Origin of the sequence: Sphingorhabdus sp. EL138, assembly GCF_900258045.1 — a bacterium.
In the GTDB taxonomy this organism is placed as follows: Bacteria; Pseudomonadota; Alphaproteobacteria; order Sphingomonadales; family Sphingomonadaceae; genus Parasphingorhabdus.
The window spans coordinates 53,358-79,118 of sequence record NZ_OGVD01000002.1; the positions used below are offsets into that span (position 1 = coordinate 53,358).

25 protein-coding genes are annotated in these 25,761 nt (G+C 52.1%); 11 read left to right on the forward strand and 14 right to left on the reverse strand.

Features of this window, described 5'->3' with window-relative positions; all coding sequences use genetic code 11:
* Positions 1-23 precede the first annotated feature (23 nt).
* The 4 genes from DK507_RS03615 to DK507_RS03630 form a co-directional block, all read right to left on the reverse strand.
* Entirely contained in the window at positions 24-3,161 is a 3,138-nt protein-coding gene (locus DK507_RS03615; protein WP_109354935.1) for a TonB-dependent receptor, read from the reverse strand.
* A 485-nt stretch (positions 3,162-3,646) separates the two neighbouring features.
* A complete protein-coding gene (locus tag DK507_RS03620) occupies positions 3,647-4,051 on the reverse strand; it encodes a MucR family transcriptional regulator (RefSeq protein ID WP_109354936.1) in 405 nt (134 codons plus the stop codon).
* 188 nt (positions 4,052-4,239) lie between these two features.
* Positions 4,240-4,875 carry a CoA transferase subunit B gene (locus DK507_RS03625; protein ID WP_109354937.1) on the reverse strand — a complete coding sequence of 212 codons (636 nt, stop codon included), beginning with the start codon at positions 4,873-4,875 and terminating at the stop codon, positions 4,240-4,242.
* Positions 4,872-5,582, reverse strand: a complete 711-nt coding sequence (locus tag DK507_RS03630; protein WP_109354938.1) for a CoA transferase subunit A — start codon at positions 5,580-5,582, stop codon at positions 4,872-4,874. Before DK507_RS03630 ends, DK507_RS03625 begins: the two co-directional genes overlap by 4 nt.
* Positions 5,583-5,672: 90 nt before the next feature.
* On the opposite strand from DK507_RS03630, the gene DK507_RS03635 reads away from it, so the two are divergent.
* Entirely contained in the window at positions 5,673-6,785 is a 1,113-nt protein-coding gene (locus DK507_RS03635) for an esterase-like activity of phytase family protein (RefSeq protein ID WP_109354940.1), read from the forward strand.
* Positions 6,786-6,803: 18 nt separating this feature from the next.
* Here DK507_RS03635 and rpmB read toward each other — a convergent pair whose 3' ends face one another.
* The gene (gene rpmB / locus DK507_RS03640; protein WP_109354941.1) at positions 6,804-7,091 is read right to left on the reverse strand and encodes a 50S ribosomal protein L28; all 288 of its coding nucleotides are present in this window, start codon (positions 7,089-7,091) and stop codon (positions 6,804-6,806) included.
* A 136-nt stretch (positions 7,092-7,227) separates the two neighbouring features.
* Here rpmB and tadA point away from each other — a divergent pair, with 136 nt between their 5' ends.
* The gene (tadA, locus tag DK507_RS03645) at positions 7,228-7,686 is read left to right on the forward strand and encodes a tRNA adenosine(34) deaminase TadA (RefSeq protein ID WP_109354942.1); all 459 of its coding nucleotides are present in this window, start codon (positions 7,228-7,230) and stop codon (positions 7,684-7,686) included.
* Positions 7,687-7,698: 12 nt separating this feature from the next.
* On the opposite strand, the gene DK507_RS03650 is transcribed toward tadA, so the two are convergent.
* Positions 7,699-8,499 carry a LytTR family DNA-binding domain-containing protein gene (locus DK507_RS03650; protein WP_109354943.1) on the reverse strand — a complete coding sequence of 267 codons (801 nt, stop codon included), beginning with the start codon at positions 8,497-8,499 and terminating at the stop codon, positions 7,699-7,701.
* Positions 8,496-9,725 (reverse strand): sensor histidine kinase, encoded by a 1,230-nt coding sequence (locus DK507_RS03655; protein ID WP_109354944.1) that lies wholly within the window; start codon positions 9,723-9,725, stop codon positions 8,496-8,498. The genes DK507_RS03650 and DK507_RS03655 overlap by 4 nt, the downstream gene beginning before the upstream one ends.
* A gap of 108 nt (positions 9,726-9,833) precedes the next feature.
* On the opposite strand from DK507_RS03655, the gene DK507_RS03660 reads away from it, so the two are divergent.
* Positions 9,834-10,415 carry an HD domain-containing protein gene (locus DK507_RS03660; RefSeq protein ID WP_109354947.1) on the forward strand — a complete coding sequence of 194 codons (582 nt, stop codon included), beginning with the start codon at positions 9,834-9,836 and terminating at the stop codon, positions 10,413-10,415.
* Between the two features lie 19 nt (positions 10,416-10,434).
* On the opposite strand, the gene DK507_RS03665 is transcribed toward DK507_RS03660, so the two are convergent.
* Positions 10,435-10,935: a PaaI family thioesterase gene (locus DK507_RS03665; RefSeq protein WP_109354951.1), complete on the reverse strand. Its 501-nt coding sequence runs from the start codon at positions 10,933-10,935 to the stop codon at positions 10,435-10,437.
* A gap of 187 nt (positions 10,936-11,122) precedes the next feature.
* A complete protein-coding gene (locus tag DK507_RS03670; protein WP_109354952.1) occupies positions 11,123-11,674 on the reverse strand; it encodes a helix-turn-helix domain-containing protein in 552 nt (183 codons plus the stop codon).
* 183 nt (positions 11,675-11,857) lie between these two features.
* On the opposite strand from DK507_RS03670, the gene DK507_RS03675 reads away from it, so the two are divergent.
* From DK507_RS03675 to DK507_RS03685, 3 genes are all read left to right on the forward strand, one after another.
* A complete protein-coding gene (locus tag DK507_RS03675) occupies positions 11,858-12,226 on the forward strand; it encodes a hypothetical protein (RefSeq protein WP_109354953.1) in 369 nt (122 codons plus the stop codon).
* Positions 12,227-12,396: 170 nt separating this feature from the next.
* On the forward strand, positions 12,397-14,487 hold the full coding sequence (locus tag DK507_RS03680) for a bifunctional (p)ppGpp synthetase/guanosine-3',5'-bis(diphosphate) 3'-pyrophosphohydrolase (RefSeq protein WP_109355505.1): 2,091 nt from the start codon (positions 12,397-12,399) through the stop codon (positions 14,485-14,487).
* Positions 14,488-14,534: 47 nt separating this feature from the next.
* Complete coding sequence (locus DK507_RS03685; RefSeq protein WP_162558879.1) at positions 14,535-14,957, forward strand: SRPBCC domain-containing protein; 423 nt, start codon at positions 14,535-14,537, stop codon at positions 14,955-14,957.
* Between the two features lie 7 nt (positions 14,958-14,964).
* Here the strand turns inward: DK507_RS03685 and DK507_RS03690 are convergent, their stop codons facing one another.
* Together DK507_RS03690 and rpsU are read right to left on the reverse strand one after the other, a co-directional pair.
* Positions 14,965-15,549: an FKBP-type peptidyl-prolyl cis-trans isomerase gene (locus DK507_RS03690; protein WP_109354955.1), complete on the reverse strand. Its 585-nt coding sequence runs from the start codon at positions 15,547-15,549 to the stop codon at positions 14,965-14,967.
* 46 nt (positions 15,550-15,595) lie between these two features.
* Complete coding sequence (rpsU, locus tag DK507_RS03695; RefSeq protein ID WP_074204042.1) at positions 15,596-15,802, reverse strand: 30S ribosomal protein S21; 207 nt, start codon at positions 15,800-15,802, stop codon at positions 15,596-15,598.
* A gap of 295 nt (positions 15,803-16,097) precedes the next feature.
* On the opposite strand from rpsU, the gene DK507_RS03700 reads away from it, so the two are divergent.
* The 3 genes from DK507_RS03700 to DK507_RS03710 are packed head-to-tail and all read left to right on the forward strand — an operon-like array spanning position 16,098 to position 17,793.
* A complete protein-coding gene (locus tag DK507_RS03700) occupies positions 16,098-16,862 on the forward strand; it encodes a class II aldolase/adducin family protein (RefSeq protein ID WP_109354957.1) in 765 nt (254 codons plus the stop codon).
* 56 nt (positions 16,863-16,918) lie between these two features.
* Entirely contained in the window at positions 16,919-17,458 is a 540-nt protein-coding gene (locus tag DK507_RS03705) for a (2Fe-2S)-binding protein (protein WP_109354958.1), read from the forward strand.
* Positions 17,459-17,469: 11 nt separating this feature from the next.
* The gene (locus tag DK507_RS03710) at positions 17,470-17,793 is read left to right on the forward strand and encodes a multidrug efflux SMR transporter (RefSeq protein WP_109354960.1); all 324 of its coding nucleotides are present in this window, start codon (positions 17,470-17,472) and stop codon (positions 17,791-17,793) included.
* A 255-nt stretch (positions 17,794-18,048) separates the two neighbouring features.
* Here the strand turns inward: DK507_RS03710 and DK507_RS03715 are convergent, their stop codons facing one another.
* The gene (locus DK507_RS03715) at positions 18,049-20,169 is read right to left on the reverse strand and encodes a TonB-dependent siderophore receptor (RefSeq protein WP_216822329.1); all 2,121 of its coding nucleotides are present in this window, start codon (positions 20,167-20,169) and stop codon (positions 18,049-18,051) included.
* 164 nt (positions 20,170-20,333) lie between these two features.
* Between DK507_RS03715 and arsC the strand changes: the two genes are divergently transcribed.
* Positions 20,334-20,684: an arsenate reductase (glutaredoxin) gene (arsC, locus tag DK507_RS03720; protein ID WP_109354962.1), complete on the forward strand. Its 351-nt coding sequence runs from the start codon at positions 20,334-20,336 to the stop codon at positions 20,682-20,684.
* A gap of 52 nt (positions 20,685-20,736) precedes the next feature.
* Entirely contained in the window at positions 20,737-21,468 is a 732-nt protein-coding gene (locus DK507_RS03725) for a ParA family protein (protein ID WP_109354965.1), read from the forward strand.
* Positions 21,469-21,495: 27 nt separating this feature from the next.
* Here the strand turns inward: DK507_RS03725 and DK507_RS03730 are convergent, their stop codons facing one another.
* Positions 21,496-23,868: a bifunctional diguanylate cyclase/phosphodiesterase gene (locus DK507_RS03730; protein WP_254054249.1), complete on the reverse strand. Its 2,373-nt coding sequence runs from the start codon at positions 23,866-23,868 to the stop codon at positions 21,496-21,498.
* Between the two features lie 96 nt (positions 23,869-23,964).
* On the reverse strand, positions 23,965-25,695 hold the full coding sequence (locus DK507_RS03735; protein WP_109354966.1) for a fatty acyl-AMP ligase: 1,731 nt from the start codon (positions 25,693-25,695) through the stop codon (positions 23,965-23,967).
* Positions 25,696-25,761: the final 66 nt, after the last annotated feature.

Consider the following 25,761-nt stretch of genomic DNA (forward strand, 5'->3'; position numbering starts at 1 on the left):
CGTTCAAATATGATTGCTGTCGACTATAAGTCCACTTCGACACCGGCATAGAAGAAACGCCCGGTATTGGTGAAAATACCACCGCCTTGGCTGGTGCCGTCCAGATCCAGCGGCGGGAGACGGTCAAAGACATTGTCGATGCCGGCGTAAAAACGGAAGCGCTCATCCACGTCCATGCCCAATCGGATATCGTGATAGAACACGTCCGGATAGAATACTTGCGGAAAAGCGTCCGGATCCCGCGGCGGTTCTCCATTGAAGGAATTTTGGGTCTCATATTCGGTAGCGATGGTCTGTTTGCCAATATAGCGCAAATCATACGAGACATCGAAATCACCGAAATCAAGCGCGACGCGGAATGTGCTTGTCCATTCCGGATCGCCCAGTTCGCTCTTTAACCGATCAGCAAAATCTGGCTGGGTGATGTCGGTGAACTGGGTCCGGTCAATGAGATAGCTTGTCAACCACCGCGTGCTGAGCTGTACGCCGTCAAATATCTCTCCAGTGTAAGAAATGTCAAAATCGATACCCGACGTTTCGAGTCTGGCGAAGTTAAATGGTCCGGCGCGGAAGGAATCCCCTATAACAGGTAGACTGATGACATCGGCACCGATCCTGCGATCCGATTGTCCGGTAAATGTACCATCGGGCCGCCGTGAAATCGCATCACAGAACGGATTGTCGATACCGCCGGGATTATCATAGCATTGATTGACGATTGTCTGCCCGAGCAACGTAAAAATCACATCTTTCACGGTGATGTCATAATAGTCGACAGCAACGGTCAGGCCTGGCGCAAAATTCGGTTGATAGACGGCTCCGATGGTGAGGCTTTCCCCGCGTTCCTCTGTCACATTGGGGTTACCAGCATTCAGGCCCCGAACCCCGGAATTGGGTATGTTTGTAAATGGCGTGACGCCGTCGGGGTTAAATGCGGGCACATTCGGATCCGCCAGGCAATTCGCTCGGCGATTGGGGTTGTTTTCAATATTCTGCGCGCTGCACGGGTCCTGAAAATTGTTGGCAAAGGTCTGTGACCCCGCATCAAACTGATCCGATAGCGTCGGTGCACGGACAGACTCGGCATAACCGACGCGCAGCCGAAGATCACTGATCGGCGCATAGGTACCGGAGAGGTTGTAAGCAAATACTGTACCGACCGCTCCTTTATAGTCGGAAACCCGGCCAGCGGCCTGGAGCGTCAGCTCTTCGGCGAATGGCACATCGGCAAGAATAGGAAAGTTTATTTCGCCATAGGCTTCCCAGACCTCTGCGGCCGGCGGATCGAACTCAGCGATTGCGTTCAGGAAGGTCGCTCCGCTTTCTGTCACATCATCAAATTTTGAAAATGCCGTATCACGTCGATATTCGCCGCCAATGACAAAACTGACCGGTCCGCCGGGCAGCTCAAACAAATCGGACGTGTCGCCTGCTACAAAGGCTGTTGCGCTATATTGTTCAGCCTTTTCATCGCGTGAGGACGTAAAGAGAAAATAGTCTTTCGATGCCTGCGAAACATTGTTCACACCGAACAGATTGGCTGGCGCACATGCTGGATCGTCATTGGTCGGATCGGCATCGGCATTAATAGCGCACACAATGTCGCCACTTGCATTGCGCACTGCATCTCTCGCATTGAAAAATTCGTTTATGAGAATATTGCCTCTGGTTTCGTAGAACGTATCGAGGCGGCCATAGTTAAACGCGACCTCATATTTCCAGTCATCGTTAAAAGTACCGTCGACGCCAACTACGATGCGATAGGTTTCGCGTCGGTGATCCTCTCCGCGTCCACCGAAATCAGTATCGAAGCGAAAAGCATTGAAGGTCGTTACCCCATCAGGTAAACTGGACACCAGAAGGTCACGGCTTTCAGTGTCAAGGAAAGGGTTGTCGATGCTGAACGGGTTGTTGAAGAAGGTTGCCTGCCCTTCCTGGATAGCATCAATGCGGACATATTTTGCTTCGATAAAGGGGCGAAATGCATCCGATATTTCATAACTACCCAGGAAATTGACTGCATAGCGCTCCAGGCCGGCTTGCAATAATCCTGTGTTGTTCAAGGTAGAGCCGAGGCCGCCGACCGCATTGTTCGAACCAACTGGTCGCAGGTCCTGAATAAGAGGGTTGGCAATAAGGCGTCCATTTTCATTGAAAACAAAAGTTCGGCCCAGTTCGTTATTTCCTCCGCCAGCGGCAAACAAGCCGGTACAGTTGACCGCCCTGCGCCTGTCTATTTGAGCAAAATCGGGATCCGTAGGGTCCACTGCTTCTGGGCAGCTGGATGTGTAAAGTCCGCCATCCGAGATATTGTTATTGCGGATACCCCTGATAAAAGCCCGATCCGGAACGCCATTCCCGGTGCTCGGTTCACCAATTCGGTCTTCGACAATCTGGAATTGATTACGACCAGAAAACGCCCCCGTTAAATTGTCTCGTTGTCGGTTGAAGAGCGGGTCTGAATTGGCATATTCCAGTGCTATGGCAACATTGCCGCGTTCATCTCCGAAATTCTCACCAATTGTCAGGCTCGCAAATTGCGATGCTCGGTCTCCTTCGCTGGAAATGCCGGACTGTCCACGAAAACGGATGCCTTCAAAGTCGCGTTTCAAAACAAAGTTGACGACACCAGCGACAGCATCGGCGCCATAAATGGCCGAATTGCCGCCAGTCACAATGTCCACACGTTCCACCAAATCGGTCGGGATCGTATTTACGTCGACCCTAAAATCGCCAGGCGATGCCGTAACATGACGGCGCCCGTTGACCAGCACCAGGGTCCTGAGTGTTCCAAGGCCGCGAAGATCGAGCAAGTTGAGTCCGGCTGTACCAATGAATCGTGTAGAATTGCCTTGGCTGAATGTTGAACGCAGTGCTGGCAGTTCATTGAGGGCATCGCCCAGGGAGACATTGCCAGTGGCCACCAAATCTTCAATCTCGACGCTGGTGATCGGTACCGGCGAAGAAACGTTCGGGTTCTGAATCCGGGTGCCGGTTACCACAATTACGGAATCATCAGCATCCGATTCGCTTTGTTCCGCCTGAGCTTCGTCTTCATTTGCACTTTGAGCTTCGGCAGCTGTTGCCGAAATTGCCATCGCCACAATCGCTGTTGAAGCAAAAAAATGACGCACGGTTTTCGTTTTATAATTGGATCGCATGTTGGGGGCTCCCTGCTTAGTTGCAAGGGTAACTATATAATATTAGGCGATTTCCATCAATAAAATAAAAAATATTACAAATATACAAGTTTACAGTATTGTGTAATTTTATTATTTACTTACATTAATGTAAATTGTAATGTGTAATATGATAATTCTGTTATATATCTGAGTAAAAAGAGAAATATCCTCCATTTTCGGGAATTTTGCGGCCGAATATTTTTACATTTCCAGTCGAGAATCACAGACTCCGTCCGTTAGCGGAAAGCCGGTATGTTCTGGTGCATATTGACGCAGGAGCCATTGCGGATGTTTGCAATCCGTAAAATAATGGCAGCCATCGAGCCGGGCATACGGCGTCAAATTACAAGCCGCTAATGCAGGTCGTGAGGCAGGAGTAAATGGTCAGCAAATGCCGAAAGATTACAGTATTTTTGGTTCGGACTGACATCACCACACTTCGAAGAGCGGGCGAGGGCAGTGCTCTATTTTCGGCCCAAGCCTATTTTCGTAGCCAAACCACTGCGAACTTTTGAATAGTTGGAAGATACCATCGGATAGTCCGGTGGAAGTCCCCACTTGGCCCGATATTCTTCAGGTGTCATATTATAGCTGGTCATCAGGTGCCGTTTGAGCATTTTGAATTTTTTGCCATCTTCCAGACAAACAATATGATCCGGCTGGATGGAATCCTCAATTGGCACGGCCGGCTCTTGTTTCGTCTTGGTTGGCGCTGATTTGCCAGCAAGCTCTGACATTGCCCCATGCACACTATTGATCAGCAATGGTAGGTCAGAGACCGCAACGCTATTGTTATTAACATGCGCCACGACAATTTGTGACGTTAAAGCGATGAGTGTTTCGTCCATCCGACTGTTAGTTTCTGTCATTTCCGCCCCACTTTTCCCCATTTTTATAATTTATATCCATTTCGGATATAAAAATCTGATGTCCTTTACAGCAACATAAATCAAGTGCTTATTCACTATTGAATTGGGTAAGGAAGGGGCAATGGGTTATTGTCCGTTTTCAGGACAATATTCCTTGATCCTATTGCAGAATAGTATGCACCAAATTCTTATGTAATATAGGTTGCTGTTGTTTTTCCGGCGACATCTTCTGCGGACACACCTGGAGCCAGTTCGATGAGCTTGAAAGAGCTGTTATGATCAGCGCGGTGGAACACGGCAAGATCGGTAATGATCATATCAACGACATTGGCGCCGGTTAACGGCAGTGTGCATTCCGGGATGAACTTGGGACTGCCATCCTTGGCGCAATGATCCATTACCACGATGATTTTCTTCACACCTGCGACAAGATCCATCGCACCGCCCATGCCCTTGATCATTTTTCCCGGGATCATCCAGTTAGCGATATCGCCATTTTGGGCAACTTCCATGGCACCCAATACGGTCAGGTCAATATGCCCTCCACGGATCATCGCAAAGCTGTCGGCGCTCCCGAAATAGCTGGAGGAGGGAAGCTCGCTAATGGTTTGTTTGCCGGCGTTGATCAAGTCGGCATCAACTCCATCCTCATAAGGAAACGGACCAATACCAAGCATCCCGTTCTCGGATTGTAGTGTGACCTCGACATCATCAGGAATATGATTGGCTACCAGCGTGGGGATGCCGATACCCAAATTGACATAATAGCCGTCTTTCAGCTCTTGCGCCGCACGCGCGGCCATCTGATTGCGGTCCCAGCTCATGATGCTGTCTCCCGTTCGCGGGTCATGCGAAACTCGATTTTCTTGTCATATGGCGAGCCGTCTATCAGGCGTTTGACATAGATGCTCGGCAAATGGATGGCGTCTGGATCGAGTTCACCAACCTCGACAATTTCCTCGACCTCTGCGACGCAAATCTTTCCGGCGGTCGCCATTGGCGCGTTGAAATTGCGGGCGGTTTTGCGAAAGACCAGATTACCTGCCTTGTCCGCTTTCCACCCTTTGATCAGGCACAAGTCGGCGTAAATGCCGCGTTCGAGGATATAGTCTTCGCCATCGAAGCTTTTCACTTCCTTGCCTTTCGCGACCTGCGTGCCGACGCCGGTTTTCGTATAGAATCCCGGTATTCCCGCCCCGCCAGCGCGGCAACGTTCGGCCAAGGTTCCTTGCGGGCAGAATTCCACCTCCAACTCGCCTGACAAAAATTGCCGCTCAAATTCCTTATTCTCCCCGACATAGGAAGAGATCATTTTTTTTACCTGTTTGGAGCGCAGAAGCTTGCCGAGGCCTTCATTGTCAATCCCGGCATTATTCGATGCAATGGTGAGATTCTTCACCCCGTCTGCTTGAAGCGCATCAATCAGGCGCTCGGGAATTCCACATAGACCAAACCCGCCAACGCACAAGTGCATGCCATCAAACAACAACCCGTCGAGTGCTGCGGCTGCATCGGAATAGATTTTCTTCATAGAAGCGCCTTTGTCCTGTTCTTTCGGCCTACTAGCCCAAGTTTCGATCTATCGTCCAGATTAGAATATATTTGCGTTCACAGATCGGTTATGGGCGCGATTGTGATCCGAATAGTCGCCTGTATCTCGTTGCTCTTTTTCCTTGTCCCAGTGACCTATGTTCACGGGCCGGTGCCGGACAAGAATGACAGTCAATTCATTGAGTTGGAGCCAATCAGTTTTGACTCGGAAGATGCGACGCGAACCAAGTCGGGCAGACTTGAGTTTTTGCGTGGTTGGAAGTTATCGAGTGACAATGCAGATTTCGGCGGTGTTTCATCAATGTTGGCACTAGCTGACGATCGCTTTTTCATGTTGAGTGATGCGGGCGTCCTGATCGGCTTTACACTTGATGAGCATAAGGGGCAGGTCAAGCGGCCGTTTATCGCGCCACTGCCTGATGGGCCGCCGGCGGAAAATGAATTTGCCAAAAAAAACTGGGACGCTGAGTCAATGGTTCATGATCCGGAGACGGGCCAGTATTGGGTCGGCTATGAACGCTATCATGGCGTGTGGCGCTATGGCCCGTCCTTTGCGCGAAAAGAGGCGGAGCATCAGGTCAAGGCGATGCAAAAATGGCCCAAGAACGGAGGCGCAGAAGCTATGTTGCGCTTGCCGGGCAATGATGACGATCCTGATCGCTTTCTGGTTTTCTCGGAATCCGCCGCTTATGGCAAAGGCGGTTATCAGGCGCTGATTTTTGACGGCGACCCGGCTGAAGCGGATCTAAAGCCCAAGCTGTTTGGATATCGCCCTCCAAGAGGATATGAGATCACGGATGCGACGTTGTTGCCTGATGGCCGCGCGCTATTGCTGCATCGTCGTTTCACACCACTGGAGGGCGTGTCAGCGATTGTGTCAATTGGCGATTTATCTGAGATCGCTGCTGGCGAGGTGTGGACATCGCAGCGGATTGCGTCGCTTAAACCGCCAATGAAAGTGGACAACATGGAGGCGTTGGCGGTCACCGTAGAGGATGATGAAACAATTATATGGATCGCATCGGATGATAATTTCAATGCTTTTCAGGAAACCCTGTTGATGAAGTTCCGGTTGCTGCCGGGTAAGCGCAAAAGGACAAGGGGCAAGGCCAATAGGCCTGCATCCGGAGCCCAAAACGAAAAAGCCGAGGCAAGCCCCGGCTTTTCATCAATTACCAATTAAATACGGTAGAACAGTATTTTAAGCAGCAGCCTGCTTTTTGGCGATTTCTTTTTTGAGGCGGCGTACGCGCAGGCTCAACTTATCGTCGGATGTTTTCAGTAGCCAGTTATCCAAACCGCCAACATGCTCAACCGAGCGAAGGCCGTGGGTTGATACACGCAGCTTCACGCCTTTGCCGAGCGCATCGGACAACAGGGTCACATTTTGCAGGTTCGGCAAAAAGGTTTTCTTGGTACGGTTTTTGGCGTGCGATACGTTATTGCCTACCAGCCGAGTCTTACCTGTCAGTTCGCAAATCCGCGACATCTTACTTGTCCAATTTCTTGTTAATGAGTGATTCCCGTGGGAAAGACAGCGCACCTAACCGCAAAAGCCCCATCCGTCAAGCATCGGCCGAGGATTATATGGCGTTGGGCGCAAAACCGGACTAACGTCTGGAGCCATGGCGATAGATAAAGCCCGTACATATATGCGCCAAGCGCTCTCACTGGCCCACGAAGCCGCTGCGGCCGGTGAGGTCCCGGTTGGCGCAGTCGTCGTTCACAATAGCCAGATTATAGCCGAAGCGCATAATCAGCCACGTGCAACCGGTGATCCTACGGCCCATGCAGAAATAGTCGCTTTACGTGCTGCCACTGCGAAACTGGGAACAGAAAAGTTGATGCAGTGCGACCTTTGGGTGACTCTGGAGCCATGCACCATGTGCGCTGGGGCTATTTCCCACGCGCGGATCAAACGGCTTTATTACGGGGCCACCGATCCAAAGGGCGGAGCGGTAGACAGCGGCGTGAATTTCTTCGCCGCTGCCACCTGTCATCACGCTCCGGAAGTCTATGCCGGCTTCGACGAGGTCGAATCGGCCAACTTGCTCAGGGATTTCTTCAAAAACCGCCGTTATTGATGGGCCATGTGGTTAATGCACGAACCGCGCTACGACATCGCGATAGCTGCGACTCACCTTGACCTGCGCGCCTGATCCCAGGATCAGGAAGCATTCGCCGTTGGTGTGCGGTTTGACCTCGCGAACCTGGCCCAGATTGACAATGGTAGACCGGTGCACCCGCTGAAAATTCCGCGGATCGAGACGCTTTTCCAGATCTTTCATCGTTTCGCGCAGGATCAGGGAATTGTCCGCAGTATAAATGCACATATAGTCGCCAGCAGCGTCAATCCGTTCAATTGTATCGACATCAACCCGGAAAATCTGACCACGATCTTTCACATTGATGAGTTTTTCATAGCGACTGGCGGCTGCTGGTTCTTCGGCATTTTCCAGATCGGCCATAGCGTTAGGTGCGACTTCGCTGAGCACGTTTTTAAGCTTCTCAATCTCTTCCGCACCGCGTTTCTCGGTGAGGCGGTTGCGAACGCGTTCCAGGGCATCGGCAAGCCTGTCGGGTTCTACCGGCTTCACCAGGTAATCGACAGCCTCCGCCTCAAAGGCACGGACCGCATGGTCAGCAAAGGCGGTTACAAAAATGAACAAAGGTGGTTCGATCTCCATGATACCCTGAACGACCGAAAAGCCATCGAAACCAGGCATCTGGATGTCGAGGAATACCAGATCAGGCTTCAGTGTCTTGATCTTGCGAATAGCTTCGCGTCCATTGCTGCAGGTATCGATAATTTCGATATCTTCAAATTTTTCGAGACGAATCTGAAGGCCCTGAATGGCCAGTTTTTCGTCATCGACTAATATCGTTTTTATCGTCATGGGTTTATATCCTTTTGGTGCGATGAAGCCACGGCGGGGGCGGTGACGAGACCCCCATGGCTTGTATCGGATGCATGCTCCCCAAATATGGCTTCGTTCCTGATTTGACCGCTCGTTATGTTATCCCGTGCGGCCTCTTTTTCAATCTGTTCCCTGGTCTCAAATGGCAGTGTGATGATCACAGAGAATCCGCCTCCTGCTGAAGATTTAATCTCGAACTGGTGTGCTTCTCCATAAGCTTGGTTTAATCGCTCCTGAATATTTCCCAAACCGACCCCGGTGGAATCTGTATTTTTGTCGATTGGTCCATTTTTTCCTGGTCCGGTGTCCGACACGATTATCCGCACTTTGTCATTCTCAAGTCGGGCAGATACAGCAATGTCCGCGCCTTCTTCCATTGGTGTTACGGCATATTTAATCGCATTTTCGACCAATGGTTGTAGCAATAGGGAGGGCAGCAAGGCATCGCGAACCGCCGGATCAATGTCGAAGTTGGGGCGCAATCGTTCCTCAAAGCGCATCTTTTCAATATCAAGATAGAGATGCAGCGTCTCGACTTCTTGTGCTAAGGTTACGCGGCTATGGACTTCATTCACCAGCGTATGGCGCAGAAACGAAGACAGGCGGGATAGCATAGCATTGGCGGGTTCGGTCTGCTTTAGCAGTACCAAGGTTGAAATGCTGTTCAATGTGTTGAACAGGAAGTGCGGATTCAGTTGATACCGCAACATGGTCAGCTGAGCGCGGGTTGCCTGGGCTTCCAACCGCAAAAGTTGGTCATTTTGCTCTTCGACCCGCAAGAAGAAATTGATCGCAAAATAGAGCGCTGACCATGCGCCGAGCAGGGTAAAGTCAACAAAGACATAGCCGACAAACAGGCTGGCAAAACCACTTTCGATCGTTGGGTTCTGGATAAGAAATACCCAGGCGTCGATAAAAGCGAACAAGGCCGCTGCCACAGACAGAACAATAATAGTTGTGACCCACGTTATGATCGGTTTTTGGTGAATCAGATTCTTGTAGATGACCGACAGAAGCAGCGAAATCGAATAGCCGGTAATCGTCGAAATGATGATCGGCAACAAAAAGCTGAGCGGCTGCCCATTGGCGATACCGGAAATCCCGCGCAGCGCCAGTGCACCGGCCCATCCTGCAGATTGCAAGTTCCAGAAAGCTCGGTTTTTATTGCCAAAAAAGGGCTGGGGGCGGATTTCCATGACGGCCATATTTCCTATCTATAGCGTGCCATTGCCGTTTGGGAAAGAATCGCATAACATCTGACCGTCAAGCGCACAGACCAAATAGGTAAAAGACAAGCGCAAGAGGAGAGCGATATGGGCGGCCCCAATGAAGTCAGAGCAAAATTCCCTTCGATGGAAGAGGGAACCAAGGAAGACTGGGACATTATTGGTGGTCATTACATGCCCTTTGCCAGCAAGGTTGCCGACCGGGTGCTCGATCATTTGCGCCTGCTGGATGGCGATTATGGCGGTTTTCCTGTCGATCGGCTGGAACACAGCCTGCAAACGGCGACCCTTGCGCATCGCGATGGGCGGCCCGATGATTATGTGGTGATGGCATTGCTGCATGATATTGGGGATACACTCGGCACTTTCAATCACCCCGATGTTGCAGCGGCGATACTGAAGCCTTTTGTCAGCGAAAAACTGCACTGGATCACCGAGAAACACGGGATTTTCCAGGGCTATTATTTTTTCCATCATCTCGGCCAGGACCGTGACATGCGCGAGGCATTTCGCGGGCATGAGCATTTTGAAGATTGCGCTGAATTTTGTGAAAAATATGATCAGTCGGCTTTTGATGCCAATTACGAAAGCGCGCCGCTGGAATTTTTTGAACCGATCGTGAAGCGCGTTATGGCGCGGCCGATTAACAGCATTTATGTGAACGAATAGGCGTCGAACCGAAAAAACATCATTTTGACGGATCGGGCCCGAAGTCACGGTTTACAATCATCCATGATCCGACAACGAGAGCACATAATTTTTCGGTTTGTCGGTTGATAAATCTGGTTTCAACAACTCCAAGTCGGCGTGAGCGATTGACGACGTGGCTCTTAACATCAATTATTTCATCTGCCTTCATGGGCCGGAAAAAGCGCGTAGCAAAATCTACAGTTGAAAATGTTTCGGGTTCTTGGCTCGTTGTCGAATAGGCAAAAGACTGACCGGTATCTGCAATAACGTTTACAATACCGCCCTGAACCATTCCGTCATAATGCGTAAGATGCTGTCCAATGGTCCATTCCATGTCAAACTCTCCGGCCGAAACACGTTTGAACTTTAGTCCGCTCAAATTCATACCTCTGACAAACGGAGGAGCCATAGACATATCTGGCTCCTGTTCGTCATTTTCAGGAGCGCTATCCATCATCATTTGAATGTTCGCGATTGGGTCAAATACTTGTTCGGTCATCACAAGGCCCTCCGTGGACTAACCTAGGCCACTCTATTCATCTCGTGCAAGAGAGTCGATTTTGGGCTAAAATGGCTCATCCGCTGAGCATGACGAGCAATCACAACTAACAGAACCAAGCCGAGGTTCCCACTATTGGTGATTTGAACTGTTGCTGATTTACTGCCGGAAATCGGAAATTTTGCCCTCAGGCGGCCGAGGGTTCGCCAATTTCCTTAAGATGGCGAACAACCATATCGCCTCTGTCGTTATCGCTGGTTGAAGCACCGGACGCATGATTGCGTAATTCTTCTTCATCAATCCAGCAAAGGTCTTCGAGACCCAATACCCGGTCATCATGGGCGCGGATAGAAATTTGGCTAATCGGTTGACGATCTTTAGCATCGGCCAATATCGGGTTTGACGGTACGCCGGTTTCCCATTTTTCGCCCCATTGGCGAATCGCTACAATGACAGACAATAGATCGGTGCCTTTGTCGGTCAGCCGATATTCAACCTTGCGCTTGTCATGATCGCAGGGCCGCCGGGACATGATGCCTGCATCAACCAGCCGGGTCAGACGGTTTGCCAATATATTCCGGGCAATACCAATCTCGCTGAGAAAATCCTCAAAATGGCGCACGCCGTTAAATGAGGCGCGCAAGATCATGAAGCACCAACGCTCGCCAATTACCTCCAGAGAAATGGGTAGCGAACAGCCTGTTCCGAGTTCCGAGAGATTTTCCGTCAATTTATCCATAAGCCAACCCTAGACCAGTTTCTGATAATCCCAAAAAAAAATATAAGTTTTTAGTTGCAACTTAAAACCTAATAAACTAGGTACTGATTCGCAACCTAAATTGCAAGCTGATTTTCCCTCACTTTTTCTCCCCGGGAATATCGGCGCAGATCAAGGGTTGAATTGATTTGAAAGGAAATAAAAATGCTTCTCTCCCAAAGCCCATTGCGCAACATTTTCATGCTGTTCGTCGCCATGCTCGTGACCACAGTGATCTTTACCGCCAGCGCCGCAGATGCGCGCAGCAAGCCGGTAGCCTATACCGCAGAGCTGCAACAACCGGTTGAGGCGTCGCGCCACATCATAAAAGGCACGGTGATGCACTGTGCAGGTACCGAATGCAAAGGAGCTAAAAGCGGTTCATCAGTGAAAACTGTCTGTGCCCGCTTGTCCCGCAAGGTCGGCCCCTTGGCCTCTTTCACCTATAAAGGGGAAGCTGTTGATGCCGAAGCCCTGGCCCAGTGCAACGGTGACAAAAAAGGTTCGAAGCAACGGATCGCGAACCGCAAGTAAAACAGTAAGTAATCACGTCTTCACGACCGGTCACTCAATCCCGTTATGGCCATGCAAATGGCTGGCCGGTCCAACTAAAGCGTTGAAGCGAATGCCTTTCACCCTCGAAGGCTTTGCTTCAGCGCTATTTTTTTGTTGCTCCTGCGCGCAAAGACAGACAGTTTACGAGGGTGTTGAGGCAATATGAACTTGTAGAGCGGGTGCGCAGCTATGACCCGGAGGCGGATGAGGATCTGATCAACCGCGCCTATGTGTTCTCCGTGCAAAAGCATGGCAGCCAAAAGCGCGCAAGCGGCGACCCATATTTCAGCCATCCGATCGAGGTGGCTGGTCTGATGACCGACCTCAAGCTTGATCAGCAGACCATTGTTACCGCCCTGCTGCATGATACGGTTGAAGACACGCTAACCACGACCGAAGAAATCCAGAAACTGTTCGGGGTCGATATTGCCCGGTTGGTCGACGGGGTGACGAAATTATCGAAGATAGAAGCGCAAACCGACAATGAACGCGCCGCTGAAAATCTGCGGAAATTCCTGCTCGCGATGTCGGACGATATCCGGGTGCTCCTGGTCAAACTGGCAGACCGGCTGCACAATATGCGCACCCTGCATTTCATCAAGAGTGAAGAGAAGCGTCGGCGTATTGCCCATGAGACCATGGATATATATGCGCCCTTGGCGGAACGCATCGGCATGTACGAATATATGCGTGAGATGCAGCTGCTTGCCTTCAGCCATCTGGAGCCAGAAGCCTATGAAACGATCACAGGGCGGCTCAATGCAATCAAGAAAGGTGATGAGGGGCAGGTCCACAAAATCGCCCGATCGCTGGAAAAGACCCTGGCGGCTGGTGGGCTGGCGGCCGAGATTAGCGGACGGGAGAAGCATCCCTATTCAATCTGGCGCAAGATGCAGGAGCGCCATGTCAGCTTCGAACAGCTGACGGATATCATGGCCTTTCGCGTGATTACCGATAACAGCGCAGAATGTTATCGCGCGTTGGGTATCATGCACCAGAAATGGAAAATGGTTCCGGGGCGGTTCAAGGATTATATCTCCACACCGAAGCGCAATGGTTACCAGTCGCTGCACACCACGATCATGCACGGCAATAATATGCGCGTGGAGATACAGATCCGCTCGGAACGGATGCACCGCGACAATGAATATGGGCTGGCGGCGCACTGGGCCTATAAACAGGGTGATGGGCCGGACGGCCAAGCGGGCTGGATTCGTGATCTTATCGAAATTCTTGACCATGCCGGTGATGCTGAAGAGTTGCTCGAAAATACCAAGCTCGCCATGTATCAGGATCGGATATTTGCTTTCACGCCCAAGGGCGCGTTGCTGCAAATGCCGCGCGGATCAACCACTGTTGATTTTGCTTATGCGGTGCATACTGACCTGGGGAATCAGGCAGTGGGGGCCAAGGTTAATGGCCGTCACGTTCCGCTGCGGACACAGCTGACAAATGGCGATGTTGTGGAAATCCTGAAATCGGATGGTCAGGAACCGCAACCTGGCTGGTTGTCCTTTGTCATTACCGGCAAAGCGCGCGCCGCCATTCGCCGGTTCGTCCGCCACAAGGAACGAGACGAGATTGTCGAGATTGGGACCAAACTTTATGACGAGATTGTCCAGCGCCTGCCCGGGAAAATTGGCAAGAAAGCAATGAAAGCCGCGCTAAAGCGGCTTGATCTCGATAGCGATGACGACTTGATGATCGCGATTGGCACGCGGGAGCTCAGCGATCGTGAAGTCATGGAAGCGTTAATGCCCGGCAGTGTCAATGACAATGACGATGATCGCGAATGGCCGGAGCAGGACCGCGCGATCTCGATTAAAGGGCTTACGCCCGGTGTTGCCTTTGATTTGGCCGAATGCTGTCATCCCGTCCCCGGTGACCGGATTGTCGGCCTGCGCCGCAGCGGCGCCAATGTGGAGGTGCACACGATTGACTGTCTGCAGCTGGCAGACGGTGTCGATGCGGACTGGGTGGATCTTAGCTGGGGTATGGAAACTGATGGTGCGGCGGCGCGGTTGATGGTCGTGCTACACAACAAGCCAGGTACTTTGGCGGAGATGGCAGGCATTTTTGGTTTCCACAATGCCAATATTCTGCGACTCAGAATGACCAATCGTGACGCGCCGTTTCACACGTTCGAAGTTGATCTGGAGGTTCACAACGTCCATCATCTGATGCGGATATTATCCGCTCTCAGGGCCTCGGAAGCAGTGGCGCAGGCAGAGCGGCTCTAGTGCAGTCCGCGCTACCCCGCCCTGACTTTTCTGCGCGACCATTGCAGATGACTTGCGAGTATGCGTTAAACGCGAAGCCGGATGAGGTTTACGCTGCCTGGACTGTCGGGCTAGACACCTGGTTTGCTCAGGCCGGTACGCTGTTTTTGGTGCCGGAGCCAGGGCGACCATATTTCTTCTACAACCGAGACGAATGGGGCAGGCATCCCCATTATGGCCGGTTCCTTGACCTGATGGAAAACCAGCTTATCGAGATGACGTGGATGACGGGTAACGGGACAGCTGAGGGAACAGAGGGGGCCGAGACTATCCTTCGCATCGAACTCGTTCCCGAAAGAGCGGCCACGAAAATCCGTTTGACCCATTCCGGTTTTGTCAATGAAAAGTCCCTTGCCGGGCACCAGGAGAACTGGCCTCTGGCCTTAAAAATATTAGACGAAGCACTCGGCGGTGGCGTCAAAGCCAACTAGTGGCAGCTTATTGGCCGGGTATGCCGGGAGGCGGGCCGCCGGGGATGCCTTGTTGCTGCATTTGTTGCTGCAGTGCCTGCATCTGTTCGGCCGAGATAAAGTCGAGCAGGGACACGTCGAAAATCAGGACCGAGTTGGCAGGAAGCTCAGGGCCGGGGGACTGTTCGCCATAGCCGAGCTCTGACGGGATCCAGATGCGATACTCGCCGCCTTTTTGCATGAGTTGCAGTGCTTCGGAGAAACCGGGAACCACGCCGCCAACGGGCATCGGAGTTTGTTCATTGGCATCAAAGACGCTGCCGTCGCGCAGCCGGCCTTCATATTTGACCAGCGCCGTGTCGGTCGCGGTTGGTGACGGACCTTCGCCAGGCTTCAACACTTTATACTGGAGGCCCGTATCGGTGGTTACAACGCCGTCCTCTTCACCATTATTGGCGAGAAATTGTTCATTGGTAGCGCCGGTTTCCACCGCATTTTGCGTGCCGGCGTAAGCCAGTACCGCAGCCACCACCAGAACCACAGCCAGTCCGATCCACAATTTGGTCAGCGACCCTTTTTTGATCGGCCGGATGGGAACAGTGGTTACGGACATATCGGACTACCTGTTGTGTGAAAGTCTGTATCGAAAGGAAACGGCTTTAGATCGTGCCGTCACGTTCCATCCGCTTGCGCTCCATTTTGCGGGCGCGTCGAACAGCGGCTGCTTTTTCGCGTGCACGCTTTTCAGAAGGCTTCTCGTAATGCCGGCGCAGTTTCATTTCGCGATAGACGCCCTCACGCTGCAATTTCTTTTTGAGCGCCCGAAGGGCCTGATCAACATTATTGTCGCGAACCATGATTTGCATAAGACTGAGTAACTCCGTTCAATATCGTCTTTGGACCGGGTATATTCATAACCGGCCGAAAATTTATTTAAGCCATAAAAAAGGGTTTGCAGATGATTCGTTCAGCTGCAGTTGGAGCGCGCCTAACAGGCTAATCCTCCGATTTCAAGCATTTCCGACTCTATATTGTGGCATTTTTGCCCCGGTTAGCCCTTGATTATCCGCCGAATTTCGCTCCTGAAAGCCTTTTGATTATCAACTGGGCCTGTGTCATATCCGTTTCAAAGCGCAATTTAAGCGAATCAGGAGACGAAAAATGGCCACCGCAATCAATGTCCAGTCAAGTTGCAGCGAAGAGGAATGGAAAGCGCGTCAGCGGCTGGCCGCCTGTTACCGGATATTTGCGCATTTCGGCTGGGATGAGCTGATTTTCAACCATGTCACGCTGAAAGTACCCGGCGAGGATGATGCATTTCTGATCAATCCCTATGGCCTGCATTTCAGTGAGGTGACAGCCTCGACATTGGTCAAGATCGATATTGACGGCAATACGCTGGATGGTTCGACTTATCCGGTCAACAAAGCCGGTTTCACGCAGCACAGCCTGTTTCACCGCGAACTGCCGGATGTTCACGCGATTATCCATACCCACACAACCGCAACCATGGCGGTGGCGTCGCTGGAGGGTGGATTGCAACCTTTGAATTTTTATGCTGCGGCTATTGTTCCGCGCCTTGCCTATCACAAGTTTGAAGGTGTTACTGTGCATGCCGACGAAGGCCCACGTTTCCTGGCGAGCCTTGGCAAAAAACGCATGATGCTGCTGGAAAATCATGGTCCTGTAGTGATGGGTAAGACGCTGGAAGAAGCTTTCCTCAACCACTGGGTCCTGCAGCGTGCCTGTGAGATCCAGATGCAGACATTGGCCATGGGCAAGCCGTTGGTGATTGGTGAAGAGGTGATCAGGAAGCATCTCGCCAACCTGTCACAGGCATCGATTGATCCCGCCATTCAGGGCGTTCCCGAATTTGATGCGATGGTGCGTTTGATCGACCGCGAAGACAAAAGCTGGCGGGAATAGAAAAAGCCGGTTAGTCAGGGAATGGTAGGAACATATCTCCCGATGGCTAATATCAAATGACCAAATTTACCGTCAATAACCGGCCCGTCGAATATCGGATGGACGAGCAAACTCCCTTATTGTGGGCTTTGCGCGATGCATCTAACCTGACCGGCACCAAATATGGTTGCGGCACCGGCGATTGTGGCGCGTGCATGGTGGAGATTGATGGGGAAGCCATTCGCAGCTGCCTTGTCACCATCGGCGAGCTGGAAGGGCGGTTCATCACCACCATCGAGGCATTGTCGCGCGACCGCAGTCATCCGGTGCAACAGGCATGGGCCGCGGAAAACGTGCCCCAATGCGGGTTTTGCCAGTCCGGCATGATCATGTCCGCGGCGGTCTTGCTCAAGAAAAATGATAACCCGTCCAATGATGATATTGACGAGGCTATTACCAATATCTGTCGCTGCGGGACCTATCCGCGCATCCGCGAAGCGATCCAGCGTGCCGCCCGTGTGGCACGGGGGGAAGATGTGCTAAGCGCTGCACCGCCGCCCGGCATTGATCCGTCGGATGCGGCAAAGGCTGTTCCCGCACTAACCCCCAAGAAATAGGAAGGCAGGCCATGGGCGCCTGGGTCTATCTCATCGCGGCGATAGCTCTCGAAATACTCGCGACAACATTTCTGAAGCTTTCAGACGGTTTTGCCAAATGGCATTGGGGTATCCTGTCGATCCTGCTCTATTCCGCCTGTTTCTGGGTACTGGCCCCGGCGCTCAAGACGCTGCCTGTGGGTGTGGTCTATGCGATATGGTCGGGTGCCGGCATTGTCGCCATCACTCTGATCGGCGTATTTTTCTTCGATGAGCGACTTGCTTTTCTGCAATTTCTTTTCATTGCGATGATATTGATCGGTGCAGTCGGATTGCAGCTTACAACACAGGCCTGAATAGGCCCTGGTTATCACGGTTCATGCTGGGCCCATCGAAGGGGTTGGGGTGGGGGTTTCGACAGGCCCAACATGATCGTCTTTGCGTCATTTTCGGAAACTGAATATGGTAACTAGGCAGCTAAAATAGGCGCAGCCATCATCATAACATGGATATTCTGTACGGACCCCAAACAGGATTCGTCAAACAGATTTTCTGTACTTGAACGGGAACCTGAGTCACCAGTCAGGTTCCCGTCCGGGGGGTTCGCCAGATCAGAATCGACCAGTGATCGAGAAACGCGCGTTCAGAGGCGCGCCCACGGTCGCCTGATGCGTGCTGTGTGAGCTCGGGAAATAGACGGTATCTGTCAGATTCTCGATATTGACCTGCAGCCGCAGATTGTCGGTGACATCGAAATGTGCCGCCGCATCAATACGGGTATAGGCCGGCAGAACGGCAGTATTGCCGTTGTTGATAAAGCTCTCGTCCTGATGGGTCAGTCCAAGTCCGAAACCAATCCGGTCTGATATCTGAATAGAATTCCAGATTGAGAACATATTTTCGGGAAGTTCACGTAGACGTAAGCCCGTAGTTGATCCGGTAGCATCGACTTGCTCGCCATCAAGAAAACTATAGCCGGCCGAAACAAACCAATTATCGGTTACCTGACCCCGAAGCTGCAGTTCGAAACCGCGAATTTTCGAGTCGATAATATCCAGTGTCGATGGATCATTGTCGTTTGGCTGTGGAGAGCTTTGCTCAATCTCGAAAACAGCTGCGGTGAAGCTAAGGCCCTGTTCGAAATCCCATTTGATTCCAGCCTCCAGATTGGTGAAGGTATTTGGATCAAGAGCATTGTTAGCGCCATTGATATTGGCAAACTGTTCTCCGCTACGCGGCAGGAAACTCTCGCTATAGCTGGCATAGAAAGAGACATTTTCCCGAGGCTTGATGATCAGGCCGGCACGCGGTGAGAATTCCTCATCCTTGCGGGTTCGGATATCGGCATTCGGAACATTGTTTACCGTGATGTCAAAGCTGTCAAAGCGACCGCCGAGCACAACATTCAGCCAGTCGGTTAGCTTAATTTCGTCTTGAATATAAAGCGAAAAGACATCGATATCGACTTGAGTGAAATCGTTGAGATCGGCAGTGAAGTCATTGGCCGTGGCAATACCAGCGGCATTCACACCAATGCCACCACGCAAGTTCAGGGGGCGTTCGATCGCGAAAACCTCATTGTCGTCCATTGTCGTGTCCCAGAACGCATTGAAACGATCCTGATCGGACGAAGTATTGATATACTCGCCACCAAAGATCAGTGTGTGGCTGAGGCCGCCGGTTTCAAACTCTCCAACCAAATTACCGGACAGGATCAGATTCTGACGCTCGGTTGTGTCGATATAGCCATCAAGAGTTACGACATTGGGCGTGTTTGCCTGATCATAGCCAGACGCGTAGAAGTTTGAGTAAACCTTGTCATAATCGCCATAAAAAGCGCTGACATTGGCTTTGAAATTGTCGGAGAATGCATGTTGCAGATTGGCACGTAGCAGATGTGCCTCCAATTCGGTAAAGTTAAGCTCCGGATCTCCGAAAACAACGTTTCTGAGGGCAGAAACCGGACGGCCGTCAGTGCCAGTTGGAATGCCGCGATCGATGAACCGCTCATGGTCGGCATATTCGTAAGACAGATCAAGTGTCGTGTCCGGGCTGATCTGGAACCGCACGGTCGGATTGAAACCGATCCGGTCACCATCATAAAAGTCGCGATGATTGTTCAGGCTCTCATAGGCCGCATTGACGCGAACGCCGATATTTTCGCCTGCTGCTATGTTGATATCGCCCTGGACGCTGAATTCGCCAAATGTGTCGATAGCAATCTGACCGCCGCCAAAGGTTTCACCGATCGTCCCTTTTTTGGTCACGCGGTTCAATATGCCGCCGGTGCCGCCCCGTCCAAACAGAAGCGCGTTTGGTCCGCGCAGGATTTCGACCTGCTCCAGGTTATAAAGGCTGCGATAATATTGCACATCGTCCCGGATACCATCGATATAGAAATCGGCAGTTGAACGGACCCCGCGGAACACAACGGCGTCACGATGGCCTTCGCCCTGCGTATTGTTCACGCCGGGTGTATAGTCCACTATCTGACCAATGCTGGTGAAGCCGCGTTGCTTGATCTCGTCGGCAGTCACGATGGAAAGGCTTTGTGGAACATCAATAATCGGCGTCGGCGTTTTAACCGCATTTATCTGGTTTGAGTAAAGCACATCACCGAGAACGACGATATCGCCGCTTGCGTCATCTGATTCTGCACTCGCTGCATGTGCCGCGGCAGGAACCATGATTGTGGTGGCCAAAAAGGCCGTGATGGCTTTCTTCTTCAACATTTGTTTTCCCGTATCCGTGGGTTTTGAGATTGATTCTCAATCCGGAGGGCGTGTTAGTGATAATGATTATCACAAGCAATGGAAAATCTGAAAAATGAAGATTTTTCTTGCAGATGGAAAATGATGATGTTTTTTGGCAACAATAGATATTTATGGAGAATGCAATGAAAGCGACAATCTGGCACAACCCCAAATGTGGAACGTCCCGCAAAACCCTTGCTCTGTTGGAAGAGGCGCCGGGTGTTGACGTTACGGTCGTTGAATATCTTAAAAATCCGCCAAGCCGTGCCAAGCTGGAACAGCTCTACAGCGATGCTGGCATCACGCCGCGAGAGGGCTTAAGGACCCGGGGTTCGCCCGCCGAAGAGATGGGGCTGACAGATGACAAGGCCACGGCTGACGAGATACTGGATGCCATGGCGACTGAGCCGATTCTTATCGAGCGACCGCTGGTAGAGACCGACAAGGGTGTCCGGCTGTGCCGACCGCAGGAACGGGTGCAGGAGATTATCTGAAGGCTTCGACTGTTCGGCGATACCGTCATGTTATCAAATCCGGATCACATTTATGGCCGTTATCGCAATCTACAGCATGAAAGGCGGTGTCGGTAAAAGCTGTGCCGCCGTTAGTCTTGCGTGGAACAGCGCCGTGAACTCGTCTCGCAAGACCCTGGTCTGGGATCTTGATCCGCAAGCAGCGGCTTCGTTCATCCTAAATGGGGACCGGCACAAAAAGGACCGTGCACAGGCGATGATCGCCGGAGATATCAAGCCATCCAAGCTAATCAAGCCGACCAGGATAGAAAATATCGACCTGTTGGCTGCGGATGTGTCGCTTCGCGGTCTCGACCGGTTCTTTTTCGATCTGAACAAGAAAAAGCATATGGGCAAAATCCTGCGAGAGCTGAAGAAAGACTATGACCGGATCATCCTGGATTGCCCGCCGGGCCTCACCGAAACCAGCGAGCAGATATTGCGCAACGCCGATCTGGTAATCGTGCCTGTCATTCCCTCGCCTTTGTCGCAGCGTGCGCTGACGGACGTACAGACGTTTCTCGATTCCCGGCGGCGTAAACACGCCCCCTTGCTGCCCGTGTTCAACATGGTTGACCGGCGCCGAACGATTCACAAGGAAACGTTGGCCAAAAAGCCCAAGTGGCCGGTTATTCCGATGTCCAGCGATGTTGAACGGATGACAAGGCTGAAAAAGCCATTGGGAGAATTTTCTCCGCGCAGTCCCGCTGCGCTGGCTTATGCCAAAATCTGGCGGGGTATTGAAAAAAAGCTGACCAAGTTATGACGGACCGATATCAGGTCCATCGTTGAACTAGGCGGCGCGGCCGCCCAATTGCGCACTGTCCGCGTTAAAGTCAGTGAACAGATCCATCGCATCATGCGGCGCCATGGGCCGACCGAAATAATAGCCCTGAATTTTACTGCAACCGAGCTTCTGGATCATCTTGACCTCTTCTTCGGTTTCCGCGCCTTCGGCTGTCGTCGCCATGCCAAGGCTGTCAGCCATTGCCACCACCGCGCGGATAATTGCCAGGCTTTCAGGTACGTTCTTCGCAGCCCCCTGCACAAAACTGCGATCAACCTTGATGGTTGAGAAACGGGTTTTGCGCAAATAGCCAAGCGAAGAATAGCCGGTGCCAAAATCGTCCAGCGAAAGATTGATACCCAAGCCGATAATCTGGTCGAGGACTTGTGTAGCGCCGGTGCCTTCGCGCATGAAGATGCTTTCGGTGACTTCTATTTCCAGCCTCTGGGCTGGCAGATCGCTGTCACTCAGGGCCGAAACCACCATATCGAGGAAATTGGGATCCGTCAGCTGATCAGCCGATACGTTCACGGCCACCTTGACGGCGGCAGGCCATTTCATTGCTTCTTTACAGGCAGTGCGCATCACCCACTCGCCAATCGGCACAATGAGCCGCGCATCTTCGGCCAACGGGACAAATTTGGCTGGTGACACGACGCCAAATTCCGGATTGGTCCAGCGCAACAATGCTTCAAAGCCGAGTACGCCTCCGGTATCTGCGCTCACCACCGGCTGATAGTTGAGAGAAAATTCGTTATTGTCCAACGCCTTGCGCAAGGCAATTTCCATCACCCGGCGTTCTTCGGCATGGACGTGCAGTTTCGGCTCATATTGATTATGCGCGCCGCCGCCCTGGTCCTTGGACCGATAGAGTGCGAGGTCGGCACTGCGCATCAGCATTTCGACAGTACGGCCATCGCGCGGTCCGATCGCGGTCCCGACACTGGCGCCAATATAGAGCGTGTGTTGATCGACTTCATAGGGGCGCGACAATGTATCAATGATCTTTTTGCCCAACATATCCATATATTGGGAATCACTGGCATCCTTGATAACAATCGCGAATTCGTCGCCACCCAGGCGTCCGCATAACTCATTGTCGGTCATGATCGAGCGCAGTCGCTCCGACACGCGGGCAAGCAAGCGGTCGCCAACCGGATGGCCCAATGTATCGTTGACCGCCTTGAACCGGTCGAGATCGATCATCATGAAGCCGCAACGGCCGTTCCACTTGTCGGAATCCTGTTGAGCTTTGCCGAGCGCTTCGGTCAGTTGCAACCGGTTGGGCAGGCCGGTGAGTGTATCAAAGCGCGCCATGTGAGATATTTTGTCAGCGGACTCGCGTTGCTCCGTTACGTCAGATCCAACGCCGCGGAAGCCGTGAAAAATCCCATTTTCATCGAGCTTAGGCGAGGCAGAGATTTCCCACCAGCGGGTCACATCGTTGATCAGCACCGGAACCAGCATATTGCTGAAACTGTCGCGGCGTTTCAGCTTTTCGGCCAGTTCGTGCAGGGCGGGCGAAAATTTTCCTGAATCCCAGGCTTGGCCGGCAACCAGTTGCAGGAAAGGGCGCCCTTCAATATCTTCCGGCGTTCGCCCCACGGCATGGGCAAAGCGGGGAGATACGTGAGTCAGGCGGCGCGAAGTGTCGGTCTGCCATAGCCAGTCGGCTCCGGTATCTTCAAATTCACGCAGAAGCAGGCTGACCACCTCCTTTTTCTCGTTCAGATTCGCTTCGGCGATTTTCCGGTTTATGAATGATCTTCCATTCATCAGGCACGACGCAATCAAAAGCATGGCAATAGCGGCCGATGCCGTTGCCATTTGATACCCGTTTATCAAATACCAGCCGACAGCCGATGACAGGCCGCAAAGCCCGATAAAGACAATGCTGGCCAATGGAACGGCGGACATCAGCATGGCCGATCCGACCATCAGGCATAGAACAAGAGCCCATATCCCGACCATAGTGCTCAGGTCGCTTGAGGGACCAAACAGGATCATGGCTGTGGACCACAACAGGCCGCCAGCTGCTGATACCAAAAGAGTGTTCATGTTTTCGCGCCGGGAAATGCTCTTGCGTTCCCAGACGGCATCCTTACGCGCCTTTATGTAGGTGTAAATGTACAAACCGAACAGGGCGAGGGTCCATGCGCCCAGCAGCCATCCGTTGACCTGGCCGATACTGAATTGAACAGCCAAGATGCCGCACGTAATCGACCCGATCATCTTCAGGAAACCATTCTGATGCATGCCTTCATACTGGAGTACGCGAATGCGTCCCCAATCTATGCCTTCAGGGTCAGCAATCCCTAGCAATACGCTCAGCGGGATTTCTTGCGGCAGGCCGGATGATGATGCTAGCTTCTTTTCCACGCTTTCCCCTTAAGAGGAAAACCTTATCGAATGGTAAGCATCCGTCTTTTTTTTCGGTTTATGGTTAACCGATTTTAACGCTTTAACCCGTTGGTTTCAGGCCGCGATGTCATAAGGCTGAATATCACCCGAGAGATAAAGGTTGCGCGCCTTTGCCCGGCTGAGTTTACCAGAACTGGTGCGCGGCAAAGTGCGCGGCGGAACCAGTTCGATAACACAGTTCATACCCGTGATCGCACGGACTTTTTCACGTATTTCGTCGCGCAGGCGTAGCCGTTCGATCTCATCAGACGTTCTGCACTGGACGAGAACTGCCGGCGTTTCATCACCGCCCGGCGTCGTGATTGCAAAGGCAGCAATATCGCCCGCCTTGAATCCGGGCAATTGTTCCACCGCCCATTCGATATCCTGTGGCCAGTGGTTCTTACCATTGATGATGATCATGTCCTTGGCACGGCCGACAATGTAAAGATAACCATCCGATAAATAACCCATATCGCCGGTATCAAGCCAGCCATCTACCAGACAGGCATCGGTCGCTTCCTGATCTCGATAATAGCAGTCCATGACTGACGGGCTTTGCATCCAGACCTTGCCGACAGCTTTTTCCGGGAGCAGGCTGCCATCTTCCTCACGGATTTGCAGAAGTGTATCGCGCACCGGCTTGCCGCAATTGACGATCGCGCGATAGCGTTTGGGACGGCTGCCATCGGCCTGTTTCTCGCCGGCCAATTCAGTTTCTTCAACCAACTCTACTTCCATGCCTTCGCCTGGCGGCATGATCGTTACAGCCAAAGTTGCCTCGGCAAGACCATAGCTTGGCAAAAAGGCCTTGGCATCAAATTTTGCCGGTGCAAAGGCGTCGGTAAAGCGCTGCATCACATCGGGCCGGATCATATCGGCACCATTGCCTGCCAAACGCCAGCGCGACAGGTCAAATCGCTCGGCTACGTTTGACTGGCTACCGATACGGCGTGCGCAGATTTCGTATCCGAACGTCGGGGAGAAACTGCATGATGTGCCTTTGTTGCGGGAAATCAGGTCCAGCCATGACAGCGGCCTGCGCGCAAAATCCGATGTTTTCAGATAATCGGTGGATACCTGATTGCAGACCATCGAAATGAAACAGCCAACCAGACCCATATCATGATAAAAAGGTAGCCAGGATACACAGCGGTCATCTTCGCCCACGTTCATGCCATAAGAATGGGATCCGACATTGTGGAGCAGTGCTTTGTGCGACACGGCAACGCCATGCGGGAAACGGGTCGATCCACTCGAATATTGCAAATAGGCAATATCGCTGCTTTGGGCTTGTGGCAGTTCACAGTCCGGTACATCGTTCTCGGCAAACTTGTCCCAGCCAAAGACAGGGATTTCCCGAGATTGGCCGGCAGCAGCGGCCAGTTCTTCAATTTCATCGGGATAAAGCAATATCGCAGGATCGCAGCTATCCAGCTGCACACCTATTTGATCAATATAACTGTCCTTGCCACCAAAAGAGGTCGGCAGCGGCAGCGGCACCGGCCAGGCGCCAGCATAGATCGCACCAAAGAATAACGCACAAAATTGCGGTTCGGTGTCGGCGATGAGAGCGATCCGGTCACCAGGCTTTACGCCAAATCCGATCAGGCGGCGCGCGGCGGCAATGGCATCATCCCGCAATTCCGTGAAGGGATAGACGCGTACCAGCGAAGCGCGTGCATCGTGAAAATTAAAACCTCTTTGCCCCTGCGCTGCATAGTCAAGCGCTTCACCTACCGTTTCGAAATCGGCGAAACGGCGTGGAAGATCATCAGCGGTTGGGGTTGGTGTCAGCTCAGTCATACAAAATCCATTTTCCAGAAGGTCCAGCCTTCTTACAAATCGTCATTTTCTTTGGGTATTCAGCCA